Here is a 16310-nt window from a genome sequence, read left to right as displayed (position 1 = left end):
GCACCGCCCGGATGCGTGTGGGATTGTCAGCGAAAGCAAGAGCGAACTCGGTGGCGTAGCGCTCCCAGACGCTGACCTCATACCCCGGTGCCGTCACGCTGCTTTCACCTCATCTCGGGTCTGAACTCTCAAGAGCGGTCGCATCTTTGACGCGATGCTACGACAGCCGTGTTAACGCCATGAGACGCGCAGATGCCGGGGGCGCTCGCTTCGCTCAATTACGGCGGCGATGCCGGGAGGCCAAGGTTGCCCAGCGACCGCCGCGAGACGCGGCGTATGGTCGGCTTCCGATCGGTCATGGCGACTTCTCGAGACGGTTACCCCGGGTCGGACCGCACCCCAGCGCCGCCGCCTCGTAGGACGGCTACGCGGCCCGATGTCATCACAGCCACCCCAGATAGGCCGGCGCCGTCAGTTCGAGGTCGGTCAGGGGAAGGGCGCCTGCATCGCGCAGGGCAGCGTACAGTTCGGGCTCCGATCGGATGCTCGTATCGATGCGGTGCGCCTCGGCGAGCTTCCAAAGGTCATCCGTTCCCAGGAGCGGCGGGCATTCCTTCAACCGCACGGGCCGCGCGTCGCCTGTGTCGGCGCGTTCGGCCGCGAGCGCCGCGGCAGCCAGGACGCGGATCTCGCCGAAGCGGTAGGGGATCGTCAGGGCAGCGATCCGGCGATCGTTCAGCAGACCTTCCAGCGTCGCGACCACGCGGGGTTCGCCCGTCGGAGCGTCCCGGACCGTCTTCAAGGCGTTCACGAGCACGGCGGCGTCCTTCGAGAACAGGTCCTCCTCCCACGCGTCCGCCGCCTCGATCGGTCGGATCGGCTCCCAGCGCTCGGGCGCGGGCAGCTCCTCCAGCAGCTCGTCGATCAGGGTGCGCCCGCGCAGCACGTACTCGCGCTCGGGGAGCAGAACCCACGGCCGGACAACGGGGGGCGCGGCCCGCAGGCGCACCTCGCCAGGCTCACCGGCCGCCTCAGCTGCGACCGCCAGAGCGAGGCCTGCGAGCAGGCGCAGCTCGCCCGCGACAGCTGGCGACGGGAAGTCGACGACACTCTGGTCTGACAGGAGCCGCCGCAAGCGCTCTCGCACCTGATCATCGGTCGTGGGCTGCGCCAACAGGAGTCCGGCTGTGGACGCTCGCTCGACGGGATCCGGGTCTTCCAGGCCGCTCCGGATCAGCGCCAGCTCTGCTGCGTCATAGATCGTCGGCCTCATGGGGACCTCCGCTGCCACGTCGAGAAGTCTATGGTCACGACGGCGTTCGGTCCGTACTTCAGCGTGGCACCGACGTTGTCCGTCTGACGGATCACCCCGTCGTGGTCCACGGCAAAGCCGAATGGGCGCCCTTCTCCCGTGAAGAATCCCGCCGCGTTCGTCGCCGGCGACCGCCGGGCCATCCAGCTCGGATCGACCCGGTTGATCCGCTGGGCGAGCTGCTCGAAGGCATCGGCCTTCTGGGTCGGGGTCAGGCCAGTGGCTCGCACGAGCAAATCGCGACCGCGCCCGAACAGCTCACGTCCGATCGTGGCGCCGTCGGCGAACGGAAGGGTCAGGATGCCCTCGAGGGTGACGGACGTGTACTTCGAGGGATCCCACGCGGCGCCGCCGCGGCGGCCCACAGAGACTTCACCTGTCCGCGCGCCGCCTGCCCCGCCGCCCTCGAGCGCCATCGGGGCGAAGCCGCCGTGGCGCTTCACGGCGCCGACGAGCTCGCGCAGGGTCGGATGGGTGGTGAACAGCCGCAGCTTCTCCGCGGCGGATGTGCCGATCTCGACCTCCGCCTGCCCGCGGGCCACCCAGTCGGCGAACTGGCTGTGCTGTTGCAGGGGAATCCCGTCCTGGAGGATGTAGCGCCGCCCTTCGTCTCTTGTCGGGTCCACCGCCGCAACCTGGTTGCGGCGCACCACGACCCGGTTGTTCGTCAGCCGCTTCACCTGGTCGGCGACGAAGTTGTACTCGTCCTCGAGCGCGCCCCGGTGGGCCTCCTCGTAGATGCGGTTGAAGTCGGCCCGCCAGTACTGTTGCTCGCTTCGGGAGAGCCCCTCGAACCGCTCGCCCATGTAGTCGAAGCCGGTCTGACCGCGCACCCGCTCCAAACGCCGGTTCTCGGCGACCTCGTGCACGAGGATGGAGATGTCGTGGACGCTCGCGCGGCCTGTCGCCAACCGCCGCCACCACTGCACGTTTTCGGGCAGGAAGTCGATTCCGGCGCTGTCGAAGAGATAGCTCTTGACCCGCTTGAGCGTAGCTTGACCGACGTTGAGACCCCCCTCGGCGGCCGTCCGCTGAACGGCGCCAAGGTCGGTCGATGCGAGCAGCCGCGTCCGCAGCGCCTGGATCGCTTCGGCCGGCAGTCCCCAGCGCACCGGGTCGGCGAAGGCGCGACCTCCGCTCGCGCTGCTGGGCCTGACGATCGGCCCCCGCTCGGCGGCCACCTCCCCGGCACTCCGCGCGAGTTCCACGTGCGGGGCGAGCTCGCCGGTGGCGCCGCCGATCCGCTCGATGACGCGGAAGGATGCCTCGCCGAGGGCGCTCACCACGAAGGAGCGGGCCGCGCTCAGGGGGCGCACCGTCGGTTGGTTGAGGATGAGCTGCACCGATCCCCGACCGGGCTCGACGACCCCGCTGCTGCCCTCAGCCGAGACGACCGTCGTGTCCGGCCGGCTGCGGAACCAGTCCAGCGCCTCGCCGTACATCGCCGAGTCGACGGTGAAGTCGGTGCCGAGGGGCCGCAGCGACCTCGTGATCCGGATGCCCTGCAGCCGGTGCAGATTCGACAGCACCTGACTGCGGACCGCGCCGCGCCTCAAGTGCTCTGCGGTCGTGGCGTCGATGCCCCAGCGCCGCAGGGCGGCCTCGCGCTGTTCTTGCGGAAGCGCGTCCGCCTCGGAGACACGGCTCGCCAGCTCGGCGGCCAGCGCGTCCTCCGCGGTCAGCGCCCGCTCCACCCGCTCGGCCAGACGGCGTGAGATCTCCTCGGGCACTCGACCGGACGGCAGCTCTTTCATCGTGACGTCCAGCGCGGCCAGAGTGCGCTGATGACGCAGTTCCAGGACGTGCATGCGTCCGGCCAGACGCAGGTTGCGCAACGGGCTCCGCAGCAGGCCGTTGGCGACCGTAACGAGCCCGAGGAACGCGGCGTTCTCCAGGCTGATCGATGCCACCTCCTGCGAGGTGAGCCCCTCGCCGCGGCGGTGTTGAGCCTCCCGGTTGGCCAGGACCAGGTTCGCACCCAGCATCGCCCCGCCCTGGAGTCCCGCCTTCGTCACGCGCCCGAGCGTGCTCGCGGACCGCTCCACGCCGGCGAGCGCTTCGAAGCCGGCACCCAGCACCCGCGCTCCGCCGATGAAGAGGAAGTTTGTCGCGAACTGCTCGCCGAACTCACCCACCGAGGGGCTCCGGGCGGTCATCGGATAGGAGAGCCCCGTGAAGACCGTGGCTTCGGCCAGCGTGCCGACACCGGCGGCGCCCAGCTCGGCCCACACGGTGCCGGCGGCGGTGCCCACGCCCCAGGCCGTGCCCGCCGCGGCTTCGACGTAGGCGCCGATGCCACCCGACAGCACAGCGATCCCGACGAGCGCCGCGAAGGTCATCAAGCGGTCCCACGCCTGTTGGTCCTCGACGGTCGACTGCATCTTGTGCACCCAGGTCAGCCAGGTGCCCTTGGCCTTCTTGTCGAGCAGCGTACGTGCGCGGTCGTGCTCTCCCGAGCGCCAGACGCCGAGGATCTCCTCCCACTCGCCCTGGACCACGAGCGTCTCGGCCAGCGCATCCTCGACGATCTCATTGCCGTGTTTCCCCGGGAAGGCGCCTCGGAGCGCACCCCAGATGCTCAGGCTGTCGTACAGGGCCTGCCAGACCCTGTCGACTGTGTCCAGGTTGAGCGCGACACTGGCTCCCGTCTGCAGCGACTGGAGGCTGCCGAAGATCGCCATGAGCTCGGTCTCGGCCTGTGCGGGATCCTGTATCAACTGGGTCCGGACGGCGGCGAGCCGAGAGCGCAGGTCGGCGTCGATGGCGTCCATCCGGTAGACGTCCCGGGTCAAGCCCGGGTCGCCCGGATCAACCGCGGCGACCTCTGATTTGCGAGCCTCGTCGAGTATCGCGCGAATCTGCGCGAGCCACAGCTCCATGGCGGTGACGGGGAACAGCACCGAGCGCCGTTCGGCCGCAGCCAGGCGCGCGCGACCCAGGTCGTAGAGGTCGGAGACCTCCGCCGCTTCGATGTAGCCGGTGGCCACATCCTGAATGAGCTTGTAGACGGCCGGCCACCCCGCGAATCGACGGGCGATCGCCGCGGCTGTGTGCAGGCCTTGCGTCACCTTGAGCATGATGTCGAGCTGGCCCGCGGTCTGCCCGTCCCACAGCGCGACGATGCCCCCCACTCCGACCAACGATTCGCGCCGCCGGGCCACGCGCGCCCGGATGTGCTCTGCCCGGGCGCGCATGGCGACGGTCTCCGGCGGGTCCCACGGCACGGTCGTGAGGCCGGTCGTGCCGATGACATAGGCGACGCGCGAAGCACTGGGCGGCCGCATGAGCTCGCCGGCGACGTCGGCGATATCGTCGAGCAGATCCACCATGGCGCTCAGCCGCTCCAGGATGAGCAGATCGTTGGCGCCGGGAGTAGGGCGGATTTTCGATGCGGCGCCGATCGCGGCCGTGTCGGCGAACGGGGTGTCGAGCAGCTGGGTCTCGGTTGGGGAGCCTCTGTTGGCCTGGAACATCGCGCTGTGCACGGTCGCCCGCAGCGGCACGGTGTCGCGCTCCTTCGGGATGACACCTGGGATCGGCAGTGAGGGCGCCTCGGGGATCGCTGCAAGCGGGATGTCTTCCGCGGGAAGTCCCCACAGCGGGGCGGCCGGCGTCAACCGCGTGGCGGCCTCGGGCAGCCCGTAGAGTGCGAAGGCGACCTCCTCCGCCGTGGCGTCAGCGGGCGTGGCTCGCACCCAGCTGGGCAGCCCCTGCCCGCCCAGGTACTCCAGGGAGACCTCGCGCAGCTGCGCAGCATCCCGCTCGATGGCCTCGGGCGTGAACTCCTCCGGATGCTCGGCTCGCCACAGCGCCGCCTCTACGTCCACCGTCGTGCGCAGTGACAGGTACACCGGCTGATCGAGAGGATGACGGAAGCTTCCGCCCGCGGTGGGGGCGGGCCCCAGGTAGAAGAACAAGGTGGGCGATCCGAGGGGGACGGTCAGGACCTTGCCGAGGTCGATCTGCAACGGCGGGGCGAAGCCCGGCGACCCGGGTGTCCAGGCGCGTGCGGCGTCGCGGGCCACTCGCGGCGCGACGCGCTGGAAGGACTCCAGGATGCGCGCCACCAGGCGCCGACCGACCTCTTCCCGGACGCCCTGTTCATAGAGAGGGCTGCCGAAACGAAGCACGGCGACGTCACGTCCGACGTTCACGGCGTCGGAGAGCCGATCGGGCCGGAGCCAGGCGGTGAGCGATCGCGTGGCGTCGTCGGCTGTGGATCCGGCCAGGTCCATGAGACTCCGGACGAAGTCTTCAGACGATCGATGCCAGTGCAGCTCCATGAGAGGCGGGTTGAGCCGCACACCGACGAGCCATGAGGCCAGTTCTCGGACGAGGCGCAGGCTGTTCGTCTGCAACCACTGGTCGGCGGTGACCGCGGACGCGGCAGGCACTCCGCCCGACTCTGAGGAGGTGCTGACGCGTTCGGCGACGCGCTCAGGGTCGGCGGCCAGATGCAGCAGACCGTCGTGCGCGTCGGCGCTGGCGTGTCGCAGCTCGTGCGCCAGCAGCCGGCGTCCCTCGGTGGTGCTGGGAGCGAATCGGCCCCTCGCGAAGGCGATGTCGGTCCCTCGAGTGAACGCCAGCGCGCCGATCGCGGCGGCGTCGGCGGCCGCCCGGGGGCTGGTGTCGACCCGCACGCCGGCCAGGTCGACGCCCAAGTGGCTCTCCATGTCTGCCCGGGTTCCACTGGCCAGTGGCGCGCCGGCGGGACGCCACGATGCGGAGGGACCCCGCTCCGGTCGGTTCTTCAGTCCGGAACCGTGGCTGCGGGCGATGGATGGGTGCGACGGGGGCGGAACGACGTGCGAGAGCTCGTAGGCCAGGGTGGACGGCGGCGCAGGGCGCCTCTCGTGTTCGCGATGGGGAGGGGGGCCGGCCGGTTCCGCCCCGCGCCGGGCGGGCTCGGCGTGGGAGGCGGCAAGCATCAAGTCTCCCGTCAGGGCTGCGAGCTGGACGGGGATCGGGGCGAGGATCCCCCGCTTGATCGTCCGCCGGGCTACGTCACCGCTGCGTCGCCTACCGTCGCGATCGGCCGCGCAGCATGTCGTCGAAGTCCTCCGGCGACCTTCGTCCCATGTGCCGTGATGCCAAGTGGCTATCGACGACGGCCGGTCGGAGGTCGTTGAGTTCGACAGTGAGAGAACGAGCCACAGTCCCGGTGGACGTCGAGACCGGTCCACCGCGATCGGCGGCGAGGTGGTAGACCGATTGTGTGGGTGATGACGCGGCGCCGTACCTGTTGACGAACGCAGAGATCGAGACGGTCGATCGCTTCGCCGGGCTGGAGGTCGTGTTCGATCACGTCACACGAGGTCATCTGACGCGACTGGGGCTCGCACCGGGGGCTCGATGCCTGGAAGTGGGTGCAGGGAGCGGATCGATCGCCCGATGGATGGCGGATGAGGTGGGTCCGGCGGGGCGGGTACTGGCCGTGGACCTTGACCCCCGGTGGTGCCGGCGCGACGGCCGTGAGCAGCTCGAAGTGCGTCAGCTGGACCTGGTGACGGATCCCCTCCCTGTCGGTCCCTGGGATGTGATCCACGAGCGGCTGGTGCTTCACCACATCCCTGAGCGCCTGGAGGTCCTCACCAGCCTGACGGCCGCGCTGGCGCCCGGTGGGGTGATCCTGGTCGAAGATTTCGATACCGGCGAAGTCCGTACCGTCGACCGGGCCGGGCCCAACCACCAGCTGATCGTGAGCGTGGCGCAGGCCTTCAACCGGCTCCTGGCCACTCGCGGTGCGGTCAATGATTTCGCCGCCGACGCCCTGCGCATCCTGCGCGGGCGGGGCCTCGAAGGCACTGGTGCAAGCGGGTACGTGGCCATCGACCAAGGTGGCGCGGGCTGGGCGAAGGTGCAGTCGGCCAATGCTCGTCAAGTGCGCGACGGTCTGGTCGGCGAGGGCGTCTCGCCCGAAGACCTCGATCGCTTCCTCGCGGTGCTCGCGGACCCCGACACCATCGTCGGCTCGAGCGTGCTGATCAGCGCCTGGGGCCGTCGCCCGGCCATTGGACCGGAGACCGCGACAAGCCACGACGGAATAGAGCGCCGTGGTACCCATGTTGGAGCAGCAGACTCGATCCTCTGACCTCGATTGGATAGGCAATGCCCACTGTCTCGGAGCTTCTTGCGTCCAACCTTCACGACGTGTTCGGCAACCGAGATGCGTTGACCAGACGCGCGGCGATCGAGTGGGTCTACGCGGAGGACGTTGTTTTCACTGATCCCGACGGAACCGTTCACGGGCGAGCAGCCCTTGAGGACAAGGCGGCGGCGCTCCTTGCGGGTGTTCCGAGCGATTTCGTCTTCGCGGAGGACGGGGAGCGCTATGCCGCCACAGACATTGGCGCGCTCGCCTGGGCATTCGGCCCGGCCGGTGCGCCCGTCGCTCGCGGCATTGACGTCGTCACCGTCGCCAACGAGACGATCACAAGCGTTCGCACCTTCTTCATCGACACCGCCAGGTAGTCACAACTCCCGTCCGACGGTCTGATTCTGCTCGTGGCACTTCCACCTGCAGTCCTCGCTTGGGAGACCGCCGCGATTTGGGATGACGAATGCCGCCGTCCGCATGATGTCACCGCGCTGTCGCTCGCGCGGCTTCACGCCAGTAGTAGAACAGCAGGACAGCTGCGACCCCGGCGAGGGGGTGCCACGCGATTGCGTGCGGCTGCCAGACCGACACGGGGTCGCACAGGGGGCCGCCCGTCTGGGAAAGGAGCCAGAAGACGATGCCGATGCCGATCGCTGTCAAAGCCGCAAACCACCAGAGTCCTCCCAACCAGCGATGGGGAACCTGCCCACGTAGCCGTCTCCACCAGACGACAAGCTCCAGCACGATGTAAACGCAGACCTGTGCCGCGATGAGGACCACCGAAGTCCCGGACCGATCCAGGACGGCGTGCGTGAGGGAAGCGACTGCAGCCACGGACAGAAAGAGGGCCCAGAAGAGTGTGACGCTGGGATGGAGCCGGTAGGCGGCAAAGGCGACGAGGAACGCCGTGAACAGGTACATCGAGACGGCGTCCACTATCCCTCCCCATCCCTTCAGCGAGCCGTGGAACCACATGCTGCCGAGGCCGAGGAAGAGGACGACGAAGACGTACACGTCGGGAATCACTCCTGGTGCGAACACAACGCTGGTGTGTCGGCGTCGGTCGGCAGAGAGTTGAACGGCCACCACTGAGGCCGTAGCGAGTGCGTAGAGATTGAACCAGGTGTTCGACAACTGCCGCACACCGCCCGCAGTTGTTTGAACGGCGACAAAGTCATAGGCCTCGCAGAAGCAGCCGTTCGGGTCTGTGAGCGTGCAGGAGTCAGGGTCACCGGGCCATCCCAGCCAGACGAACATGAGGAAGGGGAGGAGTACCCCAGGCGTCGCGATCGCCACGACCCAATAGCTTCGATACGAGCTCACCACACACCGACCGAATAGTAGGCGATGTTCGTGCTCGCGCAGCAGTGGGCCGTGTCGACGACTCGGCGCGGGAGGGTTTCCGCGAGGTGGAGGTGGCGCGCGATCCTCTCACCATCGCTCGTGCCGGACTGGACCATGACCGCTCCCAGTGAGTCTGTTGCGGAGAGGCTACTCTCGTCTGACAGCGCCCGCTCGGCGGTCCACTTGGGCCCACTGCGCAAGCGATCAAGCCGCAGCGGCAATCTAGGGTGTCGGCTGCGGACGCGGTCCCAGTTGATCGAGTTGCTGCTCCAGATCACATTGCTCCTGCTCGCGGCTTTCGTCAGGCAGGTCGATCTTGAGACCGCTCGTCTGGTAGATCTCGATGGCGCGCTGCAGGGACTCGGTGCACGCAACCGGCTGAGGCTGCGCGGCAAGGAAAGATGCACCCAGCGTTGCGGCCGCCCCGATCGCTGCAGCAATGATGGTTCCGAGCAGCGCCAGCCGCTGTTCTGAGTGAGCCGCGGATCGGAGCCGTTCGATCTGCGTGGCGACGCTTGAGCTCAGGCGGTCCACATCTCGCTGAAGACGGTCCGTTGCGCTAGAAGTCATCGTCGACTTCCGACAACCCGTCGTTGTGTCGCAGACGCTCCTCCATGGACTCGAACGTCGCATCGACCTCTATGAGGAGGAGCTCCCGCTCGAGCTCGTCGGCCGCCTCATTGAGGTGGCGACTGGCACGACTGCGCGTTACGACGAACAGGAGCAGCGCGACAACGGCGAGTCCGAGGGCGATCAGAGATGCCCATCCGGTGAGTCCGAAGGGACCCACACCCGTCAGCACGGGCAGGAGCGCCAACAGCCCCACCACCGCGACGCATCCGCCCACCCCGACCATCGCTACGGTCTGTTGTCTGCGGCGGCTGCGAAGTGACTCTTCTCCAACTCGCGCTACATCGAGTCGTAATTCGAGGAGCTCGACTTTTGTGCGCTGAAGCCGTGCGATCTCACGGACGTCCTCGGCGCGCGGTTCACTGCCGTTGCCACCCCCGGTGCCGCTGCCTTCGGCTGCCGCCATGATCGAAACCTAATGGCGGGGCGGATGAAGAGCAACGCACAACGCGCCGCCTGGATCGCATGCGCCCAAAATGGCGACGCTCTGCCGATCCCGTTCGCGGGGGCGGGTTTCAGCCGAGTTTGGCAAGAATGAGCTTGGTGTTGTGTTGCGCCTCGCGTGCCCACGACCACCATCCGCCAGCCACCCTCCTTCCCAGGGTGACGTCGAAGACATGCCCATTCGAGGTATCCACCTTGTCGCGTGGGACGCCGAACGAGTCGAGTTGTTGCAGGAAGCTGGCGGTGTTGAGCTCGATCCACACATCTTCCGCAGCGACGATGTTTCGCGCGAGATCGGATGCGGCGACGTCTGTGAAGTGCTTGATAGAGCCGACGCCGAGAAGAAAGCGGTGCCTCCCGTTGAGCAAGATCGGATAGGCCATAGTTTCCTCCTGACTGATAGCACCGGTACCCACCCACGGGTCCCGCTCATACCGGTAGTGCCACGGCTCACTGAAGTTGTAGCCCTCGGGTGAGTAGCCCTGAGCGAGGGCGTTCGCCTTCAACCAATCGGCGCGCGGGTTTTCCCGAGACGAGACGCCGGCGTCCACCCCGTCGTCTCGGAGGTCAAGCGCACCCCTCCCGGTGTTCTCGATGACGTGGTTGGCGTGCGGAGAATCCGGCGCCGCTACGGTTCCCAGATCGGAGATGCGCGCCCACCAGATCCCTTGCCATTGTCGGAAGTCGTAGGTCCTTCGCCCGTTGACCTCGGACGACGGGACATATCGCTCCCGGAAGAGCTGCTCTTGCTCGGACCGCAACCGAACGCCGCTGTTGACATGAAGCTGCTTTCCGAACCGGGCGGCAAATGCTTGATCAAGCGCATTCAGGTCGCGCAGCATGGCGCGGGTGAGGCGGGACCCATCACGGGAGACGTATCGCGACATCGGGACCAACCCCCTCTATGCCCCTCCCGGTCGACACCGAAACGCTGTCCTCGATGGTCATCCCGTCCATGACGATCGGCTCGTCGTCGGCGTCCAGACCGTAGAAGACGGCATCCCGGCGGCCCTCGTAGTACACCGGAACGATTGGCCGCTCGACACCCCAACCGCGCCACGCGAGGAGGGCATCACGAAAGTATCCTTGTTCCTCGCTGCGAGTCCCACGCTCAGCCATCTCGGATCACTCTTCGCCGGTACCACAGACCGCCATGCCCCGCCCCACACGATACACCCGCGAGCGCGCGCTCAACAGGCGTGGTCTGCCCTGGTGAGGACCCTTCGCGCCAGGCCTGACCGACGATGGCCGCCGATCCGCTCGGACTGCCACCTCACCGTTCACTCAGATGATTGGCGTGACTTGGGCGGCTGCCGAGTCCCAGCGTCGCAGAGCCAGACCCACGCCAACGCGCTCCGGGCCGAGGAGGCGGAGCGCGTCAGCCACGACGTCCATTCGGACCCGCCGAGCAAGGGTCACATGCGGCGTCCACCTCCCCGGAACCGTGTGCGCGGCGTCTTCTCCTGGCGGCACGGCCTGGTGAACAGCCCGGTGGAGGCGGAGAAGCTCCTTGGTCGGGACAACCCGACGCGCGAGCACAGCGCGGTCGCCGTGTCGGAAGAGGATCGGCCCCGAAAGGGTGATCACGACCGGCAACAGGGCGACCGCATCTGCGAAGTCCACCCGATCCAGCGTGGGGCGCACCAGCAGCGTGACGTGAGGCCGGTTGCTGGAGGCCCGATGAGACGCGAGGCTGGAGAGCCCGGCGGCGGCCAACCGGTCCCAGTCGATGCGGACGAGGGCTTCGGTCTCGGAGTCCAGCAAGAGCTCGATGCTGACGACGTCACTCATATCCCATTGACCGTAATCGTCACGAGGAGCAATCGCGACAGCCCCACTCGGATGTGCTCCTCCACCACGCGGACGTGGGGTGACCGCTACCCTGTGTCGAAAGGCTCGTGGTGCCGACCGAATGAGGTTCCCGGGTCACGTCCACACGGGCTCTCGGCCGGCGAACGAATTCGAAAGTGTTCGTCCGACGGCCGGTTGGCCCAGGAGCACCACCATGAAGCGCCATGCGGCACACTCCGTCACAGCAGCTCTGGTTTCGGCCGCGCTCCTCTTTGTTCCCGCCGTTGGGCAAGGGCCCGACTTCGACCTTGGGACGACGTATCACCAGGTCGAGCACGCCAGCTCGACCGTCGGGGCATTTCGGTACCAGGGGCGGTTCGACATGTCAGACCCGACGAAGCCGAAGTTCTCCTGGCCGGGCAGCCGTGTGAACTTCACGTTCACCGGCACCTCTGTCGCGGTGAAGCTCAACGCCCCCGGCATACGATTCCGCGCCGCAGTGGATTCGACTTCCACGGACTTCATTGCGACATCCGCTCAAACCTATACGGTTGCCACGGGGCTCTCCGGCGGGGGCGCGGTTCACAAGGTCTCACTGTGGCGGCAGACCGAGCCCAGCCAAGGGGTTTCTGAATTCCTGGGGGTCAGCTTCCCGACGGGCGGGGCGCTTGGCACCGCGCCGACAGCCTGGGTGCGTCGGCTGGAAGTGATCGGAGATTCTATCTCCACCGGTTACGGCAACGAGGGGGCGTTCGGCTGCGTGGGCTACAGCGTGAGCACGCAGAACCACTGGAAATCATATGAAGGACTCGCGTCCCGCGCCAAAAGGGCCGAGCTGGTGACGCTCGCTTGGTCGGGCAAGGGCTTGTACCGCAACTATGACGGCACCACCGCTGCCACGGGCGAGACCATGCCCGAGCTGTACCTGCGCACCATTCCCACGGACCCGACGAGCGTTTGGGGCTTCACCACGGACATCCCGCACGTCGTGTTGATCAACCTCGGCACAAATGACTGGAACCATGGCGACCCTGGCAGTGTGTTCACCAGCACCTATGTGAGCTTCATCCGGGCCGTCCGCGCGCACTACCCTTCGGCGAAGATCATCGTCGCCCTGACGCCGATGGGCAGCTCCACTCAGCGGGCGCAGATCAAGAGCCGGTTGCTGGGCATCGTGAGCACGATGAACACCGCATACGCGGACGCGAATGTGTCCTACCTTGACCTGACCAGCCAGGGCGCGAACAGGGGCTGCAACAGCCACCCGAATTTGATTCACCACGAGACCATGTCAGGAATTGTGCAAACAGCTCTGCGCGCTCAGGTGGGCTGGTAATCCCCCAACCAGGGGGAGTGGGGCCGTCGCGGACAGAGGGGTCTACCCCGCGCACTGGTGGCGGCGTAGCATCGGCGGCGGAAACTGCTGGTGATGCGGCCAGCCCGAGAACGGGACAGGCCGTGTTCCGCGGACCGGAGGTCTTGATGCTCCGACGTGTGGTGCTATCCGCGCTGACCATCGCCGTGCTCGTCGTCAACACGCCCGCGCCCGCCGAGGCGGCAGCGGAACCCTGCCGGGTCGGCGCACCCATAGTGAACGTCACCGAGACCGTCCTCAACGTCGTCGATGTCGGGCTTGACGGTCACATCTGGGCTCTCGACGACTACGGGAGCTGGCTGAGGATCTGGCGAACCGGTCCCGACAGGTACTGCGTGATCGAGCATGCCGTGGGATCATTCACGGCTTTCGCCGGTGCCAGCCCCGCCTTGACCGGGACCGTCGCTGAAGGACGCAAAGGCGGTTTTGTCGGGACGACCACGTACCGCGTCACCGGCACTTTCTCGCCGAAGGCCGCGCAGACCGGCTACCTCGGCCTCATCGACGCCGGCTGCGACCGCGAAGAGAACTGCGCGACGTTCGACTACCGCTTCACAGAGCAGTACTTCGCAACGGTCGATTCGTTCGACATCGACTCGTTCAACGCCGCCTATGCGAGCCCCCGTCACGGCCGCTGGATCCAGACGATCGACAGCAGCACCGGCGACATCGTCGGCTAGCGCGCAATCTCAGCTGCGACCGCAAACGATGTGTCTTCGCATCCACTGTGGACTGCGCGACGCGGGATGCCCAGACAGTCGCGGGCTACGTGGCCGATGTCGGATCGAGGATCGCTCACCGTCGCGATCTGCTAACGATGCACGACGGTTCGGTGGAAGAGGGAAAGCTCCGCGTCATCGGGCCTTTCGAGTCGGAGCCTGCACTCCTCGAGCAATTCTCTTGTGATCGGCACTGTTCCGAATGTGGGGCTCGCGTTACGGATCTCAAGTCGTCGCCAGAGCTCGTCGATCGCGATGTCAAAGTAGTGAATCTCGGTGGCAGCGCCCAGCTCACTCGCGAGTCGGCGCAGCCGCTCGCGTTCCTCTCGTTTCCACGTGCCGTCCTCAAGAATCACACTCTGCCCGCGCTCGAGTAGATCCTTCGATAGCTGGTCCAGTCGCGCCTGCAGCCCGTCGCGGATGTGGTCGAAGAAGTCGACGCCGAGGTCGGCCATCCACTCATCCGTGCTGAATCGGATGGCGCCCGTTTCGCGTGCTCGCTGGCGCGCAATGGTCGTCTTGCCGGATCCGGGGAGGCCACAGAACAGTATGAGCAGGGGTCCCTGACCTGAGTTGCCTCTGGAATCCATCAGCTGTCCAATCCGAACCGAATACGGAGCATGGTTTGCGCAGTCGGCGTGCCCGTCCGCGAGGACCATACTCCGGCAAGGATCCCCAAGTCATGTCATCCCATCACTCTGGGATGCACTCCAGGCATTGGACCCACTGTCCGGATGCGTCATCATGAGGCCGCGTCGATCGTGCGTCAACCCCTCCGCGTCGCGGCGCGTATGAGGCTGAATGGAAGCAATCACTCAGCCCGAAGGAGCACTTCCCCATGTCGCAGATCATCGAGACCATCGACGTCGACGTTCCCGTCTCCACCGCATACAACCAGTGGACGCAATTCGAGAGCTTCCCGCGCTTCCTGGACGAGGTCGAGTCGATCACCCAACTCGACGACACCCACACCCACTGGAAGGTGAAAGTCGGCGGCTTCGAGCGCGAGTTCGACGCCGAGATCACGGAGCAGCACCCCGACGAGCGTGTCGCATGGAAGAGTACGCGCGGCGAGACCGACCACGCCGGTGTGGTGACTTTCCACAAGCTCACGGGCTCGTCCAGCCGCGTGACCGTGCAGCTCGACTGGGAGCCCACCGGCTTCCTGGAGACGCTCGGATCGCTGGTGGGAGCAGGTTCTCACGCTGTCAAGAAGGATCTGAAGAACTTCAAGGAGTTCATCGAGGCACAGGGCGCCGCTGAGGGTGCCTGGCGCGGCAACGTCGAGGCGTAGCCGTCTCACGGCGCGGGAGCGCCATGGATGCCGACAAGCCGAAAGGTACCGGCTCACTCGCCACCAGCTCGGACCATGATGGGAACGCTGGTCCCGAGCTCCAAGTGCCGGTCAAGCCAGTTCGCTGGTTCGGGCTCGGCGTGCGACGAGCTGGTTGAGGCGCTCAGACATGAGCAGGCCCAGTGCCACCAGCAAGGCGAGGAACAGGGGCAGGATCCACATCCCTGTCCAGATGGAGATCGCACCGAACAACGGCGGCACGAAGGTCGAACCGGTGTAGGCCGCGGCCATCTGTATGCCGATGATGGCCTGCGAGTTGCGTCGGCCGAAATTGACTGGGGTGGAATGGATGATCGCGGGGTAGATCGGCGCGCATCCGAGTCCCAGGACCACGAGCCCCACGAGCGCAGGCACGTCGGTGTCCAACGGGAGAGCGAGCATCACGACACCGAGGCCGACAGTCAGGAATCCACCACGGATCATGAGCCGGTCACCGACTCTGTCGGCGAAGAAGCCGGCCAGGAAGCGTCCTGCAGTGATACCCAGCAGGAACAGTGAGGCAAAAGCGGCCGCGGTGGCGGGGGCGACCCCGCGATCGGTGACCAGATACGTCGACGCCCACAGGATCGCGGTGCTCTCGAGGGCGCAGTAGGCGAAGAAGGCGGTCAGGATCAGGATGACGCCGGGAATCCGGATAGCGCGCGCGAGCGGAACGTGGGTGCGCGTCCTTCCCGACGGCTCGTCAGCGGTCTCTTCCGCTTCGTCGGATTCAACGGCGTGCCCGCTCGGGACGATGGGGTTGACCTTGCCCCACAGCGGGATGCTGATCAGCAGCGCGAACGTCAGGACCGCTTGGATGAGGCCGATGATGAGGTACGCGCTCGACCAGCCCAACCCTGAGGCGAGTGCGTAGCTCATGATGAAAGGGCTGATCGACGCGCCCAGACCCCAACAAGCGTGCAGCCAGTTCATGTGGCGCGCGGCATAATGCACAGCCACATAGTTGTTGAGTGCGGCGTCCACTGCGCCTGCGCCCAGTCCGTATGGGATGGCCCACACGCACAGCATCCAGAATGACCCGGAGACGGAGAAACCCACGAGAGCTGCCGCGGTCATCCCGACGCTGACGGCCGTCACGATGCCGACGCCGAACCGACGAGTGATCCGCTCGGAGGCAAGGCTGGAGAGGATGGTGCCGCCGGCGATGATCATGGTGATGATGCCGGCGAAGGCGATGGGAACGCCGAGGTCCTGATGCATGACCGGCCAGCCTGCGCCAACGAGGGAGTCGGGGAGTCCCAGGCTGACGAAGGCGATATAGATGATCGCCAGGAGGAGGGAGTACACGGTTTGTTGATCTGCCT

At 66.8% G+C, this 16310-nt stretch carries 15 protein-coding genes; 5 read left to right on the top strand and 10 right to left on the bottom strand.

Going from position 1 to position 16310, the window contains the following annotated elements:
• Positions 1-382: 382 nt before the first annotated feature.
• Together ABD188_RS19730 and ABD188_RS19725 are read right to left on the bottom strand one after the other, a co-directional pair.
• Positions 383-1231, bottom strand: coding sequence for a hypothetical protein (locus tag ABD188_RS19730; protein WP_344066507.1), 849 nt, complete (start codon positions 1229-1231; stop codon positions 383-385).
• The gene (locus tag ABD188_RS19725) at positions 1210-6180 is read right to left on the bottom strand and encodes an eCIS core domain-containing protein (protein ID WP_344066504.1); all 4971 of its coding nucleotides are present in this window, start codon (positions 6178-6180) and stop codon (positions 1210-1212) included. The genes ABD188_RS19730 and ABD188_RS19725 overlap by 22 nt, the downstream gene beginning before the upstream one ends.
• Positions 6181-6467: 287 nt before the next feature.
• On the opposite strand from ABD188_RS19725, the gene ABD188_RS19720 reads away from it, so the two are divergent.
• Both ABD188_RS19720 and ABD188_RS19715 read left to right on the top strand, forming a co-directional pair.
• Positions 6468-7343, top strand: a complete 876-nt coding sequence (locus ABD188_RS19720) for a class I SAM-dependent methyltransferase (protein ID WP_344066501.1) — start codon at positions 6468-6470, stop codon at positions 7341-7343.
• Positions 7344-7360: 17 nt separating this feature from the next.
• Positions 7361-7723: a nuclear transport factor 2 family protein gene (locus tag ABD188_RS19715; protein WP_344066498.1), complete on the top strand. Its 363-nt coding sequence runs from the start codon at positions 7361-7363 to the stop codon at positions 7721-7723.
• Positions 7724-7832: 109 nt separating this feature from the next.
• Here the strand turns inward: ABD188_RS19715 and ABD188_RS19710 are convergent, their stop codons facing one another.
• The 6 genes from ABD188_RS19710 to ABD188_RS19685 all read right to left on the bottom strand — a co-directional run bounded on the left by ABD188_RS19710 (position 7833) and on the right by ABD188_RS19685 (position 11558).
• Positions 7833-8645: a ceramidase domain-containing protein gene (locus ABD188_RS19710; protein ID WP_344066495.1), complete on the bottom strand. Its 813-nt coding sequence runs from the start codon at positions 8643-8645 to the stop codon at positions 7833-7835.
• Positions 8646-8915: 270 nt separating this feature from the next.
• The gene (locus ABD188_RS19705) at positions 8916-9263 is read right to left on the bottom strand and encodes a hypothetical protein (protein WP_344066492.1); all 348 of its coding nucleotides are present in this window, start codon (positions 9261-9263) and stop codon (positions 8916-8918) included.
• On the bottom strand, positions 9253-9729 hold the full coding sequence (locus ABD188_RS19700; RefSeq protein WP_344066489.1) for a hypothetical protein: 477 nt from the start codon (positions 9727-9729) through the stop codon (positions 9253-9255). The genes ABD188_RS19705 and ABD188_RS19700 overlap by 11 nt, the downstream gene beginning before the upstream one ends.
• Before the next feature lie 109 nt (positions 9730-9838).
• Positions 9839-10654: a hypothetical protein gene (locus ABD188_RS19695; protein WP_344066486.1), complete on the bottom strand. Its 816-nt coding sequence runs from the start codon at positions 10652-10654 to the stop codon at positions 9839-9841.
• On the bottom strand, positions 10632-10790 hold the full coding sequence (locus tag ABD188_RS19690; RefSeq protein WP_344066483.1) for a hypothetical protein: 159 nt from the start codon (positions 10788-10790) through the stop codon (positions 10632-10634). Before ABD188_RS19690 ends, ABD188_RS19695 begins: the two co-directional genes overlap by 23 nt.
• A 261-nt stretch (positions 10791-11051) precedes the next feature.
• A complete protein-coding gene (locus ABD188_RS19685) occupies positions 11052-11558 on the bottom strand; it encodes a 2'-5' RNA ligase family protein (RefSeq protein WP_344066480.1) in 507 nt (168 codons plus the stop codon).
• A gap of 214 nt (positions 11559-11772) precedes the next feature.
• Here ABD188_RS19685 and ABD188_RS19680 point away from each other — a divergent pair, with 214 nt between their 5' ends.
• Entirely contained in the window at positions 11773-12894 is a 1122-nt protein-coding gene (locus tag ABD188_RS19680; RefSeq protein WP_344066477.1) for an SGNH/GDSL hydrolase family protein, read from the top strand.
• 146 nt (positions 12895-13040) lie between these two features.
• Complete coding sequence (locus tag ABD188_RS19675) at positions 13041-13613, top strand: hypothetical protein (RefSeq protein WP_344066474.1); 573 nt, start codon at positions 13041-13043, stop codon at positions 13611-13613.
• Positions 13614-13744: 131 nt separating this feature from the next.
• On the opposite strand, the gene ABD188_RS19670 is transcribed toward ABD188_RS19675, so the two are convergent.
• The gene (locus tag ABD188_RS19670) at positions 13745-14242 is read right to left on the bottom strand and encodes a P-loop nucleotide/nucleoside kinase family protein (RefSeq protein ID WP_344067266.1); all 498 of its coding nucleotides are present in this window, start codon (positions 14240-14242) and stop codon (positions 13745-13747) included.
• A 248-nt stretch (positions 14243-14490) separates the two neighbouring features.
• Here ABD188_RS19670 and ABD188_RS19665 point away from each other — a divergent pair, with 248 nt between their 5' ends.
• Positions 14491-14946 (top strand): SRPBCC family protein, encoded by a 456-nt coding sequence (locus ABD188_RS19665; protein ID WP_344066471.1) that lies wholly within the window; start codon positions 14491-14493, stop codon positions 14944-14946.
• Positions 14947-15057: 111 nt separating this feature from the next.
• Here ABD188_RS19665 and ABD188_RS19660 read toward each other — a convergent pair whose 3' ends face one another.
• The gene (locus ABD188_RS19660) at positions 15058-16293 is read right to left on the bottom strand and encodes an MFS transporter (protein WP_344066468.1); all 1236 of its coding nucleotides are present in this window, start codon (positions 16291-16293) and stop codon (positions 15058-15060) included.
• Between the last annotated feature and the right edge of the window lie 17 nt (positions 16294-16310).

It is taken from the genome of Microbacterium pumilum (genome assembly GCF_039530225.1).
Classification (GTDB): domain Bacteria; phylum Actinomycetota; class Actinomycetes; order Actinomycetales; family Microbacteriaceae; genus Microbacterium; species Microbacterium pumilum.
The sequence above is the reverse complement of the archived record's forward strand: the minus strand, read 5'-3'. Positions and strand labels throughout refer to the sequence as shown.